The organism is Tateyamaria sp. syn59 (assembly GCF_007995245.1).
GTDB lineage: Bacteria > Pseudomonadota > Alphaproteobacteria > Rhodobacterales > Rhodobacteraceae > Tateyamaria.
Window position 1 is genome coordinate 71602 of the sequence record NZ_VCBA01000009.1, and the last position, 17345, is coordinate 88946.

Genomic DNA, 17345 nt, shown 5'->3' on the forward strand with positions numbered 1-17345 from the left:
CCGAGACGCCGAAATATTCGGGTTTGTCACGGAACTGTGACAATTGCAGTCAGCGGCAGGTGATCGGAGGCGGCGGTCAACGCCTCGGCATCCTCAACCCGGATCTCACGCACACGACCCGGCCCATCCGTCAGAATGCGGTCGAGCGGCAACAGCGGCCGCATGCTTGGGAACGTCCGCCGCGTCGGCCCGCGCAACTGCGTGCCCAAAAGACGTCGGTGGAACATCGCCCCACCCCATGGCCGCCACTCGTTCAGATCACCCAGCAGGATCGTCTGCATCGACGCACGGCGGCGCAGATACTGACCGATGATGCGCATCTGGATCACGCGCAACGGCTGAAACAGCGACAAATGCGTGCTGATGATGCGCACGGGACGGTCCCCACAGGCTGTTTCAACGGCAACCGCACCCCGGTGACAATGGCCCGGCAGGTCGATCACATCCATGTGAATGCGCTTCAGCGCAGGCGACAGAAACAGGATCGTGCCCAGAAACCCATCGCTCTCCGGCCCCCACCGGCACTCCGGCGGATGGATATATTCAAGCCCGGTGCTCTCTGCGATCCGCCGCACATCCAGAATACGGGCATGAGGGCGGCATTCCTCATCCGCCTCCTGCAACGCCAGAACGTCCAGCGACAAGGGAGCGAGCGCATCCTCAATCGCATGCGCCACACGGTCCGGATCAACCCGCCCGTCCGCTCCCCTCGCCCGGTGCACATTCCAGGTCGCACAGCGCAACTGCCCAGCTTGAACCCGCTCACACCTGTCTTGCTGCGCCACCGCCCCTATATCATTCATTATCTGACCCAAACCGCGCAAGTCCGGCGGCATTGACTTCGCCCGCACGCAGATCGGAGCGCGCCAAACAGGATACACGACACCATGCGCACGACCCTCGCAGCAACCGCCGTTTTCACAGCCCTCGCGGCCAGCGCCCAGGCGGACATGGCGCGCTATGAACTCGATGTTGAACACACCAACGTCTACTTCACCATCGAACATATCGGCTACGCAAGAACGCTCGGCATCTTCACGGACCTTGAGGGGCAGTTTTTCTACGATGTCGACAGCCAGGAACTGGGCGAGGTGACGGTGACCATCGACGCCGCCTCGATCGACACGTTCAACGAACGGCGTGATGGACATGTGCGCAACCAGGACTTCCTGCACGTGTCAGAGCACCCTGAAATCACCTTCACCGCCACCGGTGGGACCGCTGCGGGGGACGCCAACGGGACAGTCACCGGCGATCTGACAATCCTCGGCGTCACGCAACCCGTCACACTGGACGTGACACTCAACAAGGTGGCGGAGTACCCCTTCGGCCACAGACGTGAGGTGCTGGGCCTGTCGATGACAGCGACCATCCAACGCAGCGATTTCGGCATGACCTACGGTGTCGACAACGGCCTTGTCGGGGACGAGGTGCGGATCAACATCGAAACAGAAGCGATGAAAATGGACTGACGCCAAGACGGTGGACCGGCTGAGGCAGTATATAGCCGGTCCTCCTTGCATTTAGCCGCGACAACACCCACTCTCCAGACATCATCAAAACAGGACCAAGCACGTGGATTGCACACTCGCACATTGATCAACCCTTCCGGTTTCTCTGCAGCGAGCATGCCCCATGCCCTCCATCATCCTGTCCGGCATTTGCTGGAATACCCTCGACAACACACCCCTGTTCAGAAACCTTGATCTGACGTTCGGGCCAGGACGCACCGGTCTTGTCGGGCGCAACGGCACGGGAAAGACAACGCTGCTGCGCCTGATCGCGGGCGCGCTTGAACCAACCTCCGGCACCATCCAGCGCCCGCAAACGGTTGGTTTCCTGCGCCAAAACCCCGAACAACAGCCCGATGACACCCTCGCCGACCTGTTCGAGGTGCAACAGGGCCTCGCCATTCTCGACCGCGCAGAGCGGGGTGAGGCGACCGCCGATGACCTGGCCCAAGCCGACTGGACGCTCGAGGCGAGGCTGCAATCCGCGCTCACGGCAATCGGCCTCGACCTGCCAATAACAACGCCCCTTCGCGCGCTGTCCGGCGGTCAACGCACCCGCGCCGGTCTTGCCGCGCTCATGTTCAAGGCGCCCGATGCGCTCTTGCTGGATGAGCCGACGAACCACCTGGACAAAGCCGGCCGTGCGCACGTGATCGACGCCCTGCGCAACTGGACGGGGTGCGCCATCATTGCCAGCCATGACCGCAGCCTGCTGGCCGAGATGGACACGATTGTCGAACTGTCCGGCCTCGGTGCGAAAACATATGGCGGGAACTATGCCGCCTATCGCGAGGTGAAATCCGCCGAACTGGCCGCGGCAGAACAGTCGCTCACCCGCGCGACACGCAGCGTGGCAGAGACTGAGGCCCGCGCCCGGCGCGCCGCCGAACGCAAGGCGCGCACTGACCGGCAGGGGCGGCAATTGCGCGCCTCTGGCAGCCAATCAAAGATGCTGCTCGACGCCGCCAAGCAGCGCAGCGAGAATTCCGGTAGCGGTGCGGCGCGGCTGCGCAACCGGCAGATGGAACAGGCCGAAACCGATCTGGACACCGCACGCGAGGCGGTGGAAATCCTCGAACCGCTGGTCATCGACATACCGCCGTCCGGGCTTGCCCGCGGGCGCGACGTGCTGCGCATCGACGGGGTGACCTTCGGCTACACACCCGATGCGCCGATCCTGCACGACGTGTCCCTTACCATCCGAGGGCCGGAACGCATCGCGTTCACTGGGCCAAACGGATCCGGCAAATCCACGTTGTTGGGTTGCATCCACGGCGACCTGCTCATGCCAGATGGCTCGGTAAACCTCAATGTCCCCGCCGCGCTGCTGGATCAGGACATGAGCCTGCTTGATCCCAACGAAACGGTCCGCGACGCGCTGGCCCGCCTTGATCCCAACGCCAGCGAAAACGACCGGCGGGCGGCGCTCGCCCGGTTCCTCTTTCGGGGTGAGGACGCGCTGCAAAAGGTCGGCGCGCTCAGCGGCGGGCAACGCCTGCGCGCCGGGCTGGCCTGCACGCTCGGGCACAGCCAGCCCCGCCAGCTTCTCCTGCTGGACGAGCCCAGCAACCACCTCGACATCGATGCGGTCGAGACGCTCGAGGCCGCGCTGCGCGCCTATGACGGCGCGCTTCTCGTGGTCAGCCACGACGACACCTTCCTCGACCGGATCGGGATCGAACGAGAATTGGCGCTGTAACAGACACTCCTCAACACGCACACTTCAAAAAAAAGTGTAGCCCGCGAAGTCACTGTGAATCTTGGAACTCTGGGCGGGGAATGGCCGATCAAACGACTCTCCGGTCTTTTCCCCACCATACGTTACCCTACGTACGATACGTTCAGCTATAAACGCCGCCGCAAGCAATGCGCGCCGTCTGACAGGAGGAGACATCATGAACATCACCCAGACATTCAAGGCCGTTCAGGTCGCAGTGGTGGCAGGCACCCTCGGCCTCGCCGCAACGACAGTCAGTGCCGAGGACCGCAGCGACTGGCCCGATAGCTTCTCGGTCGGCACCGCCAGCCAGGGCGGCACCTATTTCGTCTACGGCGCCGGTTGGGCCAACATGGTCTCCGAAGCACTCGGCATCCCCGGCGGGACCGAAGTGACGGGCGGTCCCGTGCAGAACGCGGCGCTTGTGCAAACGGGTGACCTGGACATGGGCATGGTCACCATGGGCCCCGCCTTTGACGCGCTCAACGGCAACAGCGCGCTGGCGCCAGGTCTGCAACACGACCAGATCCGCGCGATCTTCCCTATGTATAAAACCGGCTTTCACGCCGTCACGCTGACCAGCTCCGGCATCACCAGCTTTGCCGACATCCCCGACGGCGCCGTCGTGGGCGTGGGCCCCGCTGGCGGCACACCCGGCACCTACTGGCCCCGCATCCTCGAAGGGATGGGCAAGAACGTCGAGTTTCGCAACGGGGGTGCTGCCGACCTCGCAGGCCAGCTTCAGGACGGCCTGATCGACGTCTACACTTGGGCGGGCGGCCTGCCCTACCCGGCCTTCAGCCAGCTCGACGCACAGACCGACGTGACCTATTTCGGCTTCACGCCAGAGGAACAGGCGGCCGTGATCGGCTCCCAACCCGTAGCCGAGTTCACGATCCCCGCAGGCACCTACCCGTCGCTGGAAGAGGATCAGCTGTCGGTGTCGATGTGGAACTTCGCCATCGCCAACGCCTCCCTGCCCGACAGCTTCGTCTACGAAATCGTCGACACGGTGATGGGCAACAACCCCAAGATGCTCGAGATCCACAAGGCCGCGGTCGAAACCCTGCCGGAGAACTTCGACAAGAACACCTTCCTGCCCTGGCATCCGGGTGCGGCCAAGTGGTTCCGCGATAACGGTTTCGACATCCCGGCGGAACTTGCTGACTAAGCGCCTGCACATCGTCTAAGCTACCCAAAGCCTCCCGCTCGCAACCGGCGGGGGGCTCTTTGCATGCAGCCGGGGGATGGAACGCATGACGGACACAGCGACACAGCCCACACCGCTGGAACAGCCCGAAACACCGGTCGACACCGACCTGCTGTCGCGCGTGGGCTTTCTGCTCTGCGCCGTCTACGCGGGCTGGCACCTCTACGTGCTCAACATCGCCCCCTTGGAGACCTGGACCTTCCGCATCTTGCACATCGCGGGCGCGCTGATCCTGGGCTTTGGCACCAGCGCCGCCCTGTCCATGCGCCCCGCCGCCGACGGATCAAACGGCCCCCTCTCGCACCTTTTGGGCGGCATCGCGCTGATCGGCACCACCATTGGCCTCGGCTCCCTGATCGCTGCCATGATGCTGCTCGAGCCCGGCACCCCTGCCCCACCGCCATGGACGCTGACGGCCTTCGGCCCCGCCCTTGCCGGGGGCACCCTGCTCGCCATCCTCACCGGCTGGCTCTACCCCGCACGCAAAGGACAACTCCCGCTCTCAGACATCGCGCTGATCATCGCCACACTCGCAAGCTGCGGCTTTATCCTGTTCAGCCTCGACACCCTGTCGCTGCGCCTGCGGGCGGGCACCCCCTTTGCCGACCCCAACAACGGCTGGGCGGCCTTCGTCATCATCCTCATGATCGCCGAACTCACCCGCCGCCTCGCGGGCCTTGCGCTTGTCATCATCGCGCTTGTCTTCATCGCCTACGCCTTCGCAGGCCCTTGGATGCCCGGCTTCCTCGAACATCGCGGCTACGACGCCAAACGCTTCTTCACCTACGTCTTCACCGACAACGGCGTGCTGGGGCCAACCACCGCCGTGTCGTCCACCTACATCATCCTGTTCATCATCTTCGCCGCCTTCCTGCAAAGCTCCAAGGTCGGCGACTACTTCGTGAACTTCTCCTTCGCCGCCGCCGGACGGGCCAAGGGCGGCCCGGCGAAGGTATCGGTCCTCGCCTCCGGCCTCATGGGCATGATCAACGGCACATCGGCGGGCAACGTGGTCTCCACCGGATCACTCACCATCCCGCTGATGAAAAAGGTGGGCTACCGCCCCCAATCCGCCGCCGCGATCGAGGCGGCAGCCTCTACCGGCGGACAGATCATGCCACCCATCATGGGGGCGGGCGCCTTCATCATGGCCGAAATCACGGGCATCCCATACACCGAACTGGTCGTCGCGGCCCTGATCCCCGCGATCCTCTATTTCGCCTCCATCTACTTCATGGTCGATTTCGAGGCGAGCCGCACAGGCATGCGCGGGATGCGCGCGGACGAGCTGCCCAAACTCGGTGACCTCGCCAAACAGGCCTACCTCTTCCTGCCCATCGTCATCCTGATCGGCGCGCTGTTTAGCGGCTACTCAGTCATCCGCGCGGGCACACTCGCCATCGCCTCGGCCGCTGTTGTCAGCTGGCTCACCCCTTACCGCATGGGTCCAAAACAGGTCTACGAGGCACTCGGCAACGGTGGGCGCATGTCGCTGCAAATCATCATCGTCTGCGCCTGCGCGGGCCTGATCGTGGGGGTCATCTCGCTCACCGGCGTTGGCGCACGCTTCTCCAGCCTGCTCTTTGATCTGGCTCAGCAAAGCACGCTGCTCGCCCTCATCTTCGCCATGATGATCTCGGTCATCCTCGGCATGGGCATGCCAACAACAGCCGCCTACGCCGTCGCCGCATCCGTCGTCGCACCGGGCCTGATCGAGATCGGGATCACCCCGCTCATCTCGCACTTCTTTGTGTTCTACTTTGCCGTCGTGTCGGCCATCACGCCACCCGTGGCGCTGGCCGCCTATGCGGGTGCGGCCATCGCAGGCTCCGAACCCATGCGCACCTCCGTCACCAGCTTCAAGGTCGGCCTCGCCGCCTTCATCGTGCCGTTCATGTTCTTCTACAGCCCCGGCCTGCTGATGGAGGCACCGTGGTACGTCAGCGTCCAAAACCTGCTGACCGCCCTCATCGGCGTCTACATGCTCGCAGGCGCAGTCCAAGGCTGGTTCATGGGGGCTGCCGGGCCGCTCATCCGCATCATCCTGCTGGTGGGGGCCATCTGCATGATCTCGGGCGACTGGCGCACCGACCTTCTGGGCATCGCCATCGCCGGGCTTCTAATGCTGCGCGGGATGCGGTCAAAGCCAAGCATGGCCTAACCCAACACGATCACCTCGCGCGCCCGGCGGGCGAGGATCTCGCTGATCTCGTCCCCCAGATCCTGATACTCGGCCTCGCGCGCAGTGCTTCGGCGCCACACCATGCCAATGGTCCGAGACGGGGGTGTGCCGCGAAACGGACGGGCCAGCACCAGCTCCTGGCTCGTCACCTCTGATCGGACATACAGCGCAGGCAGCAGGGACAGGCCCATCCCCATCGCCACCATCTGGCGCAACGTGTCCAGCGATGTGCCCTCATATTCGCTCGACAGCACCGCGCCGTGCTGCTCGCAAATCCGCTCCACCTGATCATAGAGGCGGTGCCCCCGCTCCAACGCCATGATCGTCTCGCCCTTCAGCATACTGGGCGCAATGCTCTCCTCGCGGGCAAAGGGGTGGTCAAAGGGGATGACCACCGACAAGGGCTCTCGAAACAGTGACCGGGTCTCAAACTCCGCCTCCCGCGTGGGCAGCGGAAACAGCAGCAGGTCCAGCGCGCCCGACCCCAACGCCTCAAGCAGGTGCTTGGGCAGGCCCTCGCGGACATAGAGCTTGAGTTGCGGGTGGCTCATATGCAGATCGGGCACGAGGATCGGCAGCAGGTAGGACCCCAGCGACTGCACGACGCCCACCTTGATCGTGCTGTTGAGGCTGCCGCTTTGCATTGTGGACAGGGTGCGGATTTCCTCGACCTCACGCAGCGCGGTGCGGGCGTGCTGGATGATCTGCTCCCCCAGAGGTGTAGCGACAACCCCACCCCGGCTTCGCTCAATCAGAACGGCGCCCAGCTTGTTCTCCAACTCCTTGAGCTGCGCGCTCAGCGTCGGCTGGGTGACATGGCACGCCTCTGCCGCCCGTCGAAAGTGCCCCGCATCAGCGACGGCGACGAGGTAACGCAACTGCTGGAGGGTCGGCATCTGCAAAAATCTCCACTTTAATAGAGAACATCTATCATTTCACTGTCGCTTTTCAATTTGATCAATCAAATTTGATCCCCATCTCAACCCCTGTTGCTCCACGAAGGCCCCACATGAAGCGCTTCAAGAACATTCTTGTCGTCTCGAACCCGGAAGGCGTGTCCGATCCGCTGGTGGCCCGTGCGCAATGGCTGGCACAGGCCAACGGCGCGCGGCTGACGCTGCTTGATGTGTCCGAAACCAATCAATCCGACCTCGCCCGCATGCTGTCGACACTGTCAGGCCAGCGCGGGCGCGAGGTGGGCGCCGATCTGCTGGCCGCCCGCAAGGATCAGCTGGAACAGGTGGCCGCCGGTCTGCGCGGCAACGGCGCTCAGGTGTCGACCGTACTGGCCCAGGGCGTGGGCTTTATCGAGGTGATCCGCCACGTCCTGACCCACGACCACGACCTCGTCCTCAAAGCCGCCGATCAGACGCCGACCTGGAACGTTCTGGGCGGGCCAGACCTGCATCTTCTGCGCAAATGCCCCTGCCCCGTCTGGATCCTAAACAGCAAGGCCGAGCCAAGGTACAAGCGCATTATGGCTGCTGTCGATCCCGACCCAGATGACGAAACCCGCAACGCGCTCAACCACAAGGTCATGCAGCTGGCCACGTCTCTGTCCGTGCAGGACGACGCCAAGCTCGACGTCCTGAACGCCTGGTACCTCTACGAAGAGCACCTCTTACGCTCCAGCCGCGTCCACACGCCGCCCGAAGAGATCGAGGCGCTGCTTCTGCGCACGAAACAGGAAAGCCGCGCCCGACTGACCGCGCTGACGCACCAGTACACCGAGTTCTCGGACCGGATGCAGGTCATGCACATCAAGGGCGTCGCGGCGGACGTGATTGCACAGCACGCGCATGAACAGCACATCGACACGCTGGTCATGGGCACGCTCGGACGCACCGGCCTGTCGGGCATGTTCATCGGCAATACCGCGGACACGATCCTCAGCCGGGTCACCTGCTCCGTCCTTGCCGTCAAGCCCGAGGGCTTTATTTCACCCGTGACGATTGAAGAACTGGAAACGCATTGAACGACGACACGGCCACCGCGACCAAACCCACGGGAAACGGCCTTGTCGGCCTCATCCCCGTCGGGATCGCGCTCCTCCTCTTCGGCTGGTTCCTCAGCCTCGCGCCTGCCATCGCCGACGGGCAAACCCTGCGCGTCGTCTGGGACTGGGTGCCCTCGCTCGGCATCTCCATGTCGTTCCTGCTCGACGGGCTCAGCCTGACCTTCGCGCTCCTGATCTCAGGGATAGGTGCGCTCGTGCTGCTCTATTCCAACACCTACCTCGCCGGGCACCCGCAATTTGCACGCTTCGCGCTGTTTCTGACCAGCTTCATGCTGGCGATGCTGGGGCTGGTGCTGGCCGATAACCTGATCGGGCTCTTTGTGTTCTGGGAGCTGACGACAATCACCTCCTACCTGCTGATCGGCTTCGGCCACGACACGACGAAAGGGCGCCGCTCCGCCCTCCAGGCGCTCTTTGTCACCGGTGCAGGCGCCCTCGCCCTGCTCGCAGGCTTCATACTGTTGGGCTTCTCCATGGGCAGCTTCGAGCTGTCGGAAATCCTCGTCCAGGCCGACGCGCTCAAGGCGCACGAGATGTACCTGCCGATCCTCATCCTGATCCTGGCGGGGACATTCACCAAATCGGCGCAGTTCCCCTTCCACTTCTGGCTGCCCAACGCCATGGCCGCCCCCACGCCGGTCTCGGCCTTCCTGCACTCGGCCACGATGGTCAAGGCGGGCGTCTACCTGATGGCGCGGATGCACCCGGGCATGTCAGGCACCGATGTCTGGTTCTGGACGCTCACCATCGCAGGCGCGTTCACAGCCGTGTTCGCCAGCATCCTCGCCCTACGCCAGACGGACCTGAAACAAGCCCTCGCCTACACCACGCTCATGGCGCTCGGCACGCTCACCCTGTTCCTCGGCCAAACCTCCGGTTACGCCATGACGGCCTTCGCCACGTTCCTCGTGGTCCACTCGCTCTACAAGGCATCGCTCTTCCTCGTGGTGGGCTGCATCGACCACTCCACCGGCACGCGCGAAGCAGACGTGCTGGGGGGCCTCGGGCGTATCATGCCGTTCACAGCCTTCGCCGCCGGGCTTGCCGCCCTCTCTATGGCCGGTTTCCCGCCCTTCTTGGGCTTCATCGGCAAGGAACTGAAATACGCGGGCATCCTCGCCATCGGTTCAGAGCCGTTCATCTTCGCCGCCGCCCTCCTGCTGGCCAACGCGCTCATGTTCGCTGTGGCGGGCATCGTCGCCCTGCGCCCCTTCTGGCAACGCACTGGCATCGCCCTGCCCCGCAAACCGCAGGAGGCGCCCTGGACCATGCTCGCAGGGCCGGTGATCCTCGCCGTCCTCGGAGCGCTCTTTGGCGTCTACCCGGACTTGCTACAGGTCTCGCTGGTCGATCCGACGGTCAAATCCCTGTTGGGCTCCATCGAGGATTCCAAGGAGCTCAAACTCTGGGCCGGTGTGAACATGCCGCTGATTATGTCCATCGCCACCGTGGCCCTCGGCGCGGCGCTCTATCTCGGCCACAAACGCCTGCGCCCCGCGCTCGGGCGGCTGGTCGATGCCTCACCACAATTCGACAACGGCTGGGACAGGTTCCTCGCCGGGCTCAAGGCCTTCGCGGCATGGCAAACCCGGATCATCCAGCCGGGCATCCTGCGGCGCTACATCTTTGCCACCTTCGCCACGGTGCTGATCGCCATCGGCGGCACCATGCTCCTGCGCAACGCCATGCCCGCCCTGCCCGACCTCTCGGACATCACCTTCCAGAACGTGGCCCTCGTGGTGCTGATCAGCGCAGGCGCGCTGCTGACAGCCGTGACCAGCTCGCGCATCGCTGCCATGGCGGCTCTCGGCGTCGTGGGCATCGGCGTTGCGATGATCTTCATCGTGTTCAGCGCGCCTGACGTGGCCATCACCCAATTGCTGGTCGAAACGCTGGTGGTCGTGCTGGTGGCCGTAGCGCTCCTGCGCCTGCCCGTGCTCGATGAAAACGGACGCGACCGGCGCCCGCTTGATGCGATCCTGGCGGGCGGCGTCGGCCTGTCTGTTACACTGGTCCTGCTGGCCGTGCTCGAAACCCCGCTTGACCTGCGCCTGACCGAGTATTTCGAGGTAACAAGCTGGCCCGAAGCCTTCGGCCGCAACATCGTCAACGTCATCCTCGTGGACTTCCGCGCGCTCGACACCTTTGGCGAGATTGCCGTGGTCGTAATCGCCGCACTCTCGGCCTACGCCCTCCTGCGCACCACACACCCAAGGAAAGACCCATGAACTCGATCATCCTCCGTGTGGGCACCCAGTACCTGTGCGGGATCCTCGTGCTGTTCTCGCTCTACATGCTGATCCGCGGCCATAATGAGCCCGGAGGCGGCTTTATCGGCGGCCTCATAGGCTCTACGGGCTTTGTCCTGTTCGCGCTGGCCTGTGGCACGGCAGACGCCCGCAATGCCCTCAAGGTCATGCCACAGAACATCGCCATGGCGGGCCTTGGCATCGCGCTTCTGGCCGGGATCTATGCCGCCATCTTCGGCGACGCGCTCTTTACCGGCCAATGGCTTTTCATCAACGAAACGCCCGAGGACAAGGGGATCCCCATTTCCACCGTCCTGTTCTTCGACATCGGGGTCTATCTGGTGGTCTTCGGCTCCATCCTCTCCATCGTCTTCGCCATGGAGGAGGAGATCTAGATGGAGGCCCTCATTGCCATAACCATCGGCGTGCTCGTTGCCGCATCCGTCTACCTGATGCTGGCGCGCAACGTGCTGCGCTTCATCTTCGGGCTGGTGCTGATCTCGAACGCGGCCAACCTGACGATCTTTGTCGCCGGGCGGCTGACCGAAGGGGCGCCGCCCCTGATCCCCGTGGGCGCGGACGGCCCCGTGGGCGACGTGGCGAACGCCCTGCCCCAAGCGCTGGTGCTGACCGCTATCGTGATCGGCTTTGGCCTCTTTGCGTTCGCCCTCGTGCTGATGTTCCGCGCCTATTCGACCTTGGGCACGCTTTATTCCGACGACATGCGGATCGCTGAGCCGCGCACAGAAGACAAGACATGACCTGGACCCTTGCGACCCCCCTCGTACTGCCCTTCCTGACGGCGGTACTGGCCTTCCTTGCCCGCTACGGGGCTGCCGGGCGCTGGTTCAGCGTCGCAGGCAATGCCATTCTGCTCGGCGCTTCCATCCTGCTGATGGCCCGCGTGCTCGATCAAGGCGTGATCGCCACCCAGATGGGCGGCTGGGCCGCGCCCTTCGGCATCACGCTGGTGGCCGACTACCTCTCGGCGGTCATGGTGGTCATCACGGCCATCACCGCGCTTGCTGTGTCGGTCTACGCCCTCTCCGACATCGACGAGCGCAAGGAACACCTGGGCTACCACGCCCTCTTCAACATCCTGATCGGCGGCGTTGTGGGCGCTTTCCTGACCGGCGACCTCTTCAACCTCTACGTTTGGTTCGAGGTTATGCTGATCTCGTCCTTCGGCCTCCTGATCCTTGGTGGCAAGAAGGAGCAGATCGACGGCGGCATCAAATACGTCACGCTCAACCTGATCTCGACCATCCTGTTCCTGTCGGGGATCGGCCTGCTTTACGGCATGACCGGCACGCTCAACATGGCCGACATGGCCCGTGCCATCGACACGGTCGAAAACCAGGGCCTCGTGACCGTGGTGGCCATGATGTTCATGGTCGCCTTCGGAGTCAAAGCGGCGGTCTTCCCCCTCTTTTTCTGGCTCCCCGCCGCCTATCACACACCGGCCTTCTCAGTGTCCGCCGTGTTCGCGGGCCTGCTGACCAAGGTCGGCGTCTACGCCCTCATCCGCATGTTCACGCTCGTATTCGATGGCGACATCGGCTTCACCCACCAGATCCTGCTCTGGGTCGCGGCGCTTACCATGGTGACGGGTGTTCTGGGGGCCGCAGCCCAGAACGACATGCGCAAGATCCTGTCCTTCCACATCGTCAGCCAGATCGGCTACATGATCATGGGCCTCGCGCTCCTGACACCCCTCGCTGTGGCCGGGGCCGTGTTCTACCTCGTCCACCACATCATCGTGAAAGCAAACCTCTTCCTCATCGCAGGCGTTGCCGAACGCACAGCAGGCTCCACCAACCTTGACCGCATCGGCGGGCTCTACAAATCCGCCCCCCTGCTGGCGGTCCTGTTCTTCATCCCCGCCTTCTCACTTGCGGGTTTCCCCCCGCTCTCCGGCTTCTGGGCCAAATACGTGCTGGTCGCCGCCGCGATCGAGATCGAGGGCTGGATCATCGCCGCCGTCGCCCTGCTCGTGGGCCTGCTAACCATCTTCTCCATGACCAAGATCTGGGCCGAAGCCTTCTGGAAACCACACCCCGAGGGCGTCGACCCCGAACTCACCCGCCTGACACCACAGGCGCGGCGCAACCTGCTGATCCCCATCGCGGCACTGGCAGCAATGACCCTCGTCATCGGCTTCTCGCCCGACCCCTTCGTGACCTTCGCCAAGGACGCCGCGGCTCAACTTCTCGATCCGACAGCCTATATCACTACGGTACTCGGGGGTGAGGCATGAACACACTGGTCGCCAACATCTTCTTCGCCGTGGCGTGGATGATCCTGTTCAACACATTCACCTGGCTGTCCGTACTGTCCGGGCTGGCGGTGGGCTACGTCGTGCTTTTGCTGATCCAACCGCTCGCGGGGGTCAAATCCACCTACTTCAAGCGGGTCTGGTACTGGACCAAGCTGCTGGTGATGTTCAACTACGAACTGATCGTGTCCAGCATCGAAGTGCTGTGGGACATCTTCACACCCTCCCACCGCTCGAACCCCGCCATCGTCAACATGCCGCTCGACGTCAAGACCGACGCAGGCATCCTGCTCGTGACAAACCTCATCTCGCTCACCCCCGGCACGCTCAGCATCGACGTCAGCGAAGACCGCAAGACACTCAAACTGCACGTGATGTTCGCGGACGACCCCGAAGCAGTGTGCCGCTCGCTCAAACAGGGCATGGAACGCTGGGTGATCGACGCAGTGGAGGACCGGGAATGACACTCATGGACACCGCCCTGACCCTTGGCTTCGCACTGGTCTTTATCGGCGTGGGGCTGGCGATGGTCCGCCTCGCCATCGGCCCCACCCTGCCCGACCGCGTGGTCGCGCTCGACCAGATGACGATCTCCATCGTGGCGTTCTGCGGGCTTGCGGCCATCCGATCCCAAGACGCAGCCTTCCTCGACGTGGCCCTCGTCCTGGCGCTCGTGGGCTTCCTCGCAACGGTCGCACTTGCCCGCTTTGCCGAACGGGTCGTCGTGCGACGCGAGGCCGAGGATGAAGAGGAGGACACCCAATGATCGACCTTTCCGCCGCCTTCCTCGTCTTTCTGGGCGCCGCCATGACCGTCGCCGCAGGCATCGGCGTCCTGCGCCTGCCTGACGTGTTCACACGGATGCACGCCGCAACCAAGGTCGGCACGCTCGGCTCCGGCCTCATCATGGCCGGGGCAGCGCTGCACTTTGCCGACCCTGCCATCATCCTGCGCTGCGTTCTAATCGTCTTCTTCCTGCTGCTCACGGCCCCCATCGGCGCCCACATGATCGGGCGCGCCTCGCTCCGGCTCGGCATCACGCCATGGAGCCCGAAACAAAGCGCAGACAGCAGTCAGGACACCACACGCAACGCAGGGGGCTGACGCACGGGCGTACCCGTCCCAAAGCGCCCGGCCAGGGCCAGAGCCGACCGGATGACATAAGGGTCCATGCACCCCCGCGTCAGGGCCTCTACGGCGTCCCTCGCGTCGGCTGTCTCATCCCTTCGCATGTGATGCAGCATGCGCATCATCAGAACCTCGTCGCCCGTGGCCTGCACACGGCTTTCCGGACCGTAAGGATCGTGAAACGCAAAGTCGGCGCGCACGTCATGCAGGGCGCGCACCAGCTTGGCCACGGCAAATGCAACCGGCAAACCAATGTCCGGCCCCCACCGCTCACCCGCCACGGAAAAGGCGACGAACCAGGTCCGGCGCTCCGGCTCGACTTCTGCGCAAAACAGATACCGGGCAACGGCCAGAACCCCGGCCTCGAACGGATCCAAAGCCAGCTCCTGCAACGGCAGGTCTGACCCATCCGAGGGACACGCGCGCAACCTCATGCCCGCTTCTGACCCTCGGCACGGGCCGGATCGGGAAAGCGCACGGCATTGTCGGGCAAAACCTCTGGCACAGCGTCCGGCACAGGCGCTGCCGCCTTGCTGGGCCAGCGCTGATCGGCCTCCATAGCGGAACGCAATTTCGGGTTCAGCGCACAGCCAAAGCGCCGCGCAAACGCATCCATTTGCAATAAGTCGTTGATCATCTCTTGGGGTCCAGCCTTGTTTCTAAGAGCGCGCGCACCGCTCTGGATCACAGATCTACCGGGCACGGCATAGAAGATGCGCAGGCTGGGTATGGCTTTCCTGACAGAAATAATCAGATTTATCAAGAGGGGACCAAGGCAACGTACAGACCAGCAAAAAGGCGGGCCCAATCGAACCCGCCTCAAAGCATCTGCACTCTTGCGACCTAGAACTGAAACGAGGCTGACAACTTGATGGTCCGGCCCGCTTGCGGCAGCTCATTGGGGAAGATGATGTATTGCTCGTCAAACACGTTGTCGATGCCTGCACGGAACACCGCGTTCTGCAGCGGCCCCTGTTGCGGTGACCACGACCCGAACAGATCCACCACCGTATAGGCCTCCCCTGCCCTTCCGTTGGTCGGCACATCATTCTGATCTCCGGCAAATGTTGCGCGTGCGCCGATAACCCATTCAGGCGCGGGCCTATATCCGAATGTGGTTGTCAGGGTCGGCTGCGGAATTGATCCCAGCGCTTCACCGTTTTGGGCCTCACCCTCCGGCAAAGTCAGCGCCAGACCTGCAAACCAATTGCCTGCGTCATAATCCACTTCCGCCTCAAACCCGTACAGCTCGGCATCAATGTTGCGTTGCGTCGTCGTGCCGATGACGGTTGCGAATGTCGGCGGACCTGCCAACCGGAAGTTTGGAGGGGTCACGACAGAATCGATAAAATTCTTAACATCCGCATAGTAGGCATTGGCCGAAAAGCGCAGTGTGTCGCCAGGACGGAACATGTTGGCCCGTTCGAACCGGGCACCCAATTCGACTTGCGTGGACTCCTCAGGCTCGAGGTCGGGGTTTGGCACGAAGTTGTTCGTCAATTCAACGCCCCGAACCCGCTCATACGGGAAATGCACCCCGTCATTGTACAGCTCAGTCAATGTCGGCGCGCGGAAGGCACGCGCGACGTTACCGAAAATCTGCCAGTCGTCATTGGGCCGGAAACTGAAACCGATGCGGGGTGAAAAGAAATTATCATCCACGTCCGCCAGCGTCGGATCATCCACGTCCCGATCATATTGGTCAAAGCGCAAACCCGCGATCAGATCCAGCCGTTCCGTCACGCCAAATGTCGCTTCGGCAAACACACCGACCGTCGTTGCCTCAGCATCGGGAAACTGTACACGCGGTCCACCGCTGCGAGTGCCCGTTTGCTCGTCGCGAAACGCGTCGATCCCGTACACAAGTTCAACCGGTACGCCGATGTCAAACCGCGACCGGTTGGTCACCTCAAGACCGATGGTGTCGTATTCCGTAAAATCCGCGCGCCCGTCCCTGACCCGGTCGTCCTGAATTTCGAGTGTATTGCCATAAAGCAGGACTGACAGGTCCAGAAGGTCTGACTCGTCCGGATTCCAGTCCCATGACAAACGGTAGGTGAAAATCTCCGCTGACCGTTCGGAATCGTTGCCCGTTTCCGGGTCCAGATCAGCCTCCGTATTGGCATTGGGCGGGATCAGCCCGTCATCTTCGTAGTAGGATAGGTTCAACTCGAACCGCTGGTCATCTGTTGGCTCAAATCCAAACTTCACCAGACCGTTTAGTGTATCCACTTCGGATCGCAGGATCTCATTCCCATTGCCGTCCTCTAGCGGTGCCCCAAACTCACGCGCGCCGAAGAAAGCCAGAACATCAAAATTGCCATGGTCAGCATAGATCGTCGCGGACGGGCTCCAGATCTCGCCGTTGTCAGAATAGCCAAAGCGCAACCGCGCCCCACTGGTCTGGCCGGGCAACAACAGGTCTTCCACATCCTTTGTCTCGACCGCGACGACACCGCCGATGGCGCCCGATCCAAACAGGGTGGACCCCCCGCCCCTGACGATCTCGACCCTTTGCACAATGTCCGGGTCAAAGAAGAACCGCCCGCTATGCGCCCGGTTAAAGTTGAAACGTCCGCCGTCGAACCGCAGTACGACCTGTTCGTCCTGAAAGCCGCGAATGTTGATCTCCTGCGCCACACTCCGCGGCCCGCCCTCGATCGACACGCCCGGCACGTCCCCGATCAGTTCCTCGACTGTATCCGCCTGGCGGCGCTCCAGCTCCTCGCCTTCAACGACGGAGGCAGCCACCGGTATGTCCCGAATATCCCGGTCATCTCTTAGCGCGGTGCCCAAGATCAACGGCGGCAATTCCACCGCATCTTCCTGTGCATGAATCGTGGTTGCTGTTACGCCCGCAGCCATCAAGGCCACGCTCCCCAGAACGTATTTCTGCATGGTATCCCCACCTGTTGTGCAGTTGCCAGCGCGGGGCCTGCCAGGCATTTAAGGTGGGGCGCGCAATCGGCGTAGTTGGTAGCTTTCCCGATAGAAGTTGTAAAGATTTTTCGAGGCGTTCGCGTGGCAGCATTGGCTGCGTCCATCCAAAAGTTCAC

The 17345-nt window shown here is 63.0% G+C and carries 17 protein-coding genes; 12 read left to right on the forward strand and 5 right to left on the reverse strand.

The features are described from left to right. Positions 1-26 precede the first annotated feature (26 nt). Positions 27-803 carry an endonuclease/exonuclease/phosphatase family protein gene (locus tag FD715_RS16820; protein ID WP_147112435.1) on the reverse strand — a complete coding sequence of 259 codons (777 nt, stop codon included), beginning with the start codon at positions 801-803 and terminating at the stop codon, positions 27-29. 84 nt (positions 804-887) lie between these two features. Between FD715_RS16820 and FD715_RS16825 the strand changes: the two genes are divergently transcribed. The 4 genes from FD715_RS16825 (at position 888) to FD715_RS16840 (ending at position 6599) form a co-directional block, all read left to right on the forward strand. Further along, on the forward strand, positions 888-1472 hold the full coding sequence (locus tag FD715_RS16825; protein ID WP_147112438.1) for a YceI family protein: 585 nt from the start codon (positions 888-890) through the stop codon (positions 1470-1472). A gap of 163 nt (positions 1473-1635) precedes the next feature. Continuing rightward, entirely contained in the window at positions 1636-3210 is a 1575-nt protein-coding gene (locus FD715_RS16830) for an ABC-F family ATP-binding cassette domain-containing protein (RefSeq protein WP_147112441.1), read from the forward strand. A gap of 196 nt (positions 3211-3406) precedes the next feature. After that, positions 3407-4399 carry a TAXI family TRAP transporter solute-binding subunit gene (locus FD715_RS16835; protein WP_147112444.1) on the forward strand — a complete coding sequence of 331 codons (993 nt, stop codon included), beginning with the start codon at positions 3407-3409 and terminating at the stop codon, positions 4397-4399. Positions 4400-4484: 85 nt separating this feature from the next. Next, a complete protein-coding gene (locus FD715_RS16840) occupies positions 4485-6599 on the forward strand; it encodes a TRAP transporter fused permease subunit (RefSeq protein ID WP_223274948.1) in 2115 nt (704 codons plus the stop codon). On the opposite strand, the gene FD715_RS16845 is transcribed toward FD715_RS16840, so the two are convergent. Next, positions 6596-7516 (reverse strand): LysR substrate-binding domain-containing protein, encoded by a 921-nt coding sequence (locus tag FD715_RS16845; protein ID WP_147112449.1) that lies wholly within the window; start codon positions 7514-7516, stop codon positions 6596-6598. The genes FD715_RS16840 and FD715_RS16845 overlap by 4 nt on opposite strands. 113 nt (positions 7517-7629) lie before the next feature. Here FD715_RS16845 and FD715_RS16850 point away from each other — a divergent pair, with 113 nt between their 5' ends. The 8 genes from FD715_RS16850 to mnhG are packed head-to-tail and all read left to right on the forward strand — an operon-like array spanning position 7630 to position 14265. Continuing rightward, positions 7630-8595 (forward strand): universal stress protein, encoded by a 966-nt coding sequence (locus FD715_RS16850; RefSeq protein ID WP_147112451.1) that lies wholly within the window; start codon positions 7630-7632, stop codon positions 8593-8595. Then, positions 8592-10865 carry a putative monovalent cation/H+ antiporter subunit A gene (locus tag FD715_RS16855; protein ID WP_147112454.1) on the forward strand — a complete coding sequence of 758 codons (2274 nt, stop codon included), beginning with the start codon at positions 8592-8594 and terminating at the stop codon, positions 10863-10865. Before FD715_RS16850 ends, FD715_RS16855 begins: the two co-directional genes overlap by 4 nt. Next, a complete protein-coding gene (locus tag FD715_RS16860) occupies positions 10862-11281 on the forward strand; it encodes a Na+/H+ antiporter subunit B (protein ID WP_147112457.1) in 420 nt (139 codons plus the stop codon). Before FD715_RS16855 ends, FD715_RS16860 begins: the two co-directional genes overlap by 4 nt. Beyond that, positions 11282-11647, forward strand: a complete 366-nt coding sequence (locus FD715_RS16865; RefSeq protein ID WP_147112459.1) for a Na+/H+ antiporter subunit C — start codon at positions 11282-11284, stop codon at positions 11645-11647. It abuts the gene before it with no gap. After that, positions 11644-13143: a Na+/H+ antiporter subunit D gene (locus FD715_RS16870; RefSeq protein ID WP_147112462.1), complete on the forward strand. Its 1500-nt coding sequence runs from the start codon at positions 11644-11646 to the stop codon at positions 13141-13143. Before FD715_RS16865 ends, FD715_RS16870 begins: the two co-directional genes overlap by 4 nt. Continuing rightward, complete coding sequence (locus FD715_RS16875) at positions 13140-13625, forward strand: Na+/H+ antiporter subunit E (RefSeq protein WP_147112464.1); 486 nt, start codon at positions 13140-13142, stop codon at positions 13623-13625. The genes FD715_RS16870 and FD715_RS16875 overlap by 4 nt, the downstream gene beginning before the upstream one ends. Then, entirely contained in the window at positions 13622-13927 is a 306-nt protein-coding gene (locus FD715_RS16880) for a monovalent cation/H+ antiporter complex subunit F (RefSeq protein WP_147112467.1), read from the forward strand. The genes FD715_RS16875 and FD715_RS16880 overlap by 4 nt, the downstream gene beginning before the upstream one ends. Then, the gene (gene mnhG / locus FD715_RS16885; protein WP_147112470.1) at positions 13924-14265 is read left to right on the forward strand and encodes a monovalent cation/H(+) antiporter subunit G; all 342 of its coding nucleotides are present in this window, start codon (positions 13924-13926) and stop codon (positions 14263-14265) included. Before FD715_RS16880 ends, mnhG begins: the two co-directional genes overlap by 4 nt. On the opposite strand, the gene FD715_RS16890 is transcribed toward mnhG, so the two are convergent. From FD715_RS16890 to FD715_RS16900, 3 genes are all read right to left on the reverse strand, one after another. Then, on the reverse strand, positions 14235-14723 hold the full coding sequence (locus tag FD715_RS16890; RefSeq protein WP_147112472.1) for a hypothetical protein: 489 nt from the start codon (positions 14721-14723) through the stop codon (positions 14235-14237). The genes mnhG and FD715_RS16890 overlap by 31 nt on opposite strands. After that, positions 14720-14926 carry a hypothetical protein gene (locus FD715_RS16895; protein WP_147112475.1) on the reverse strand — a complete coding sequence of 69 codons (207 nt, stop codon included), beginning with the start codon at positions 14924-14926 and terminating at the stop codon, positions 14720-14722. The genes FD715_RS16890 and FD715_RS16895 overlap by 4 nt, the downstream gene beginning before the upstream one ends. 206 nt (positions 14927-15132) lie before the next feature. Beyond that, on the reverse strand, positions 15133-17187 hold the full coding sequence (locus FD715_RS16900; protein ID WP_189799526.1) for a TonB-dependent hemoglobin/transferrin/lactoferrin family receptor: 2055 nt from the start codon (positions 17185-17187) through the stop codon (positions 15133-15135). Positions 17188-17345 lie beyond the last annotated feature (158 nt).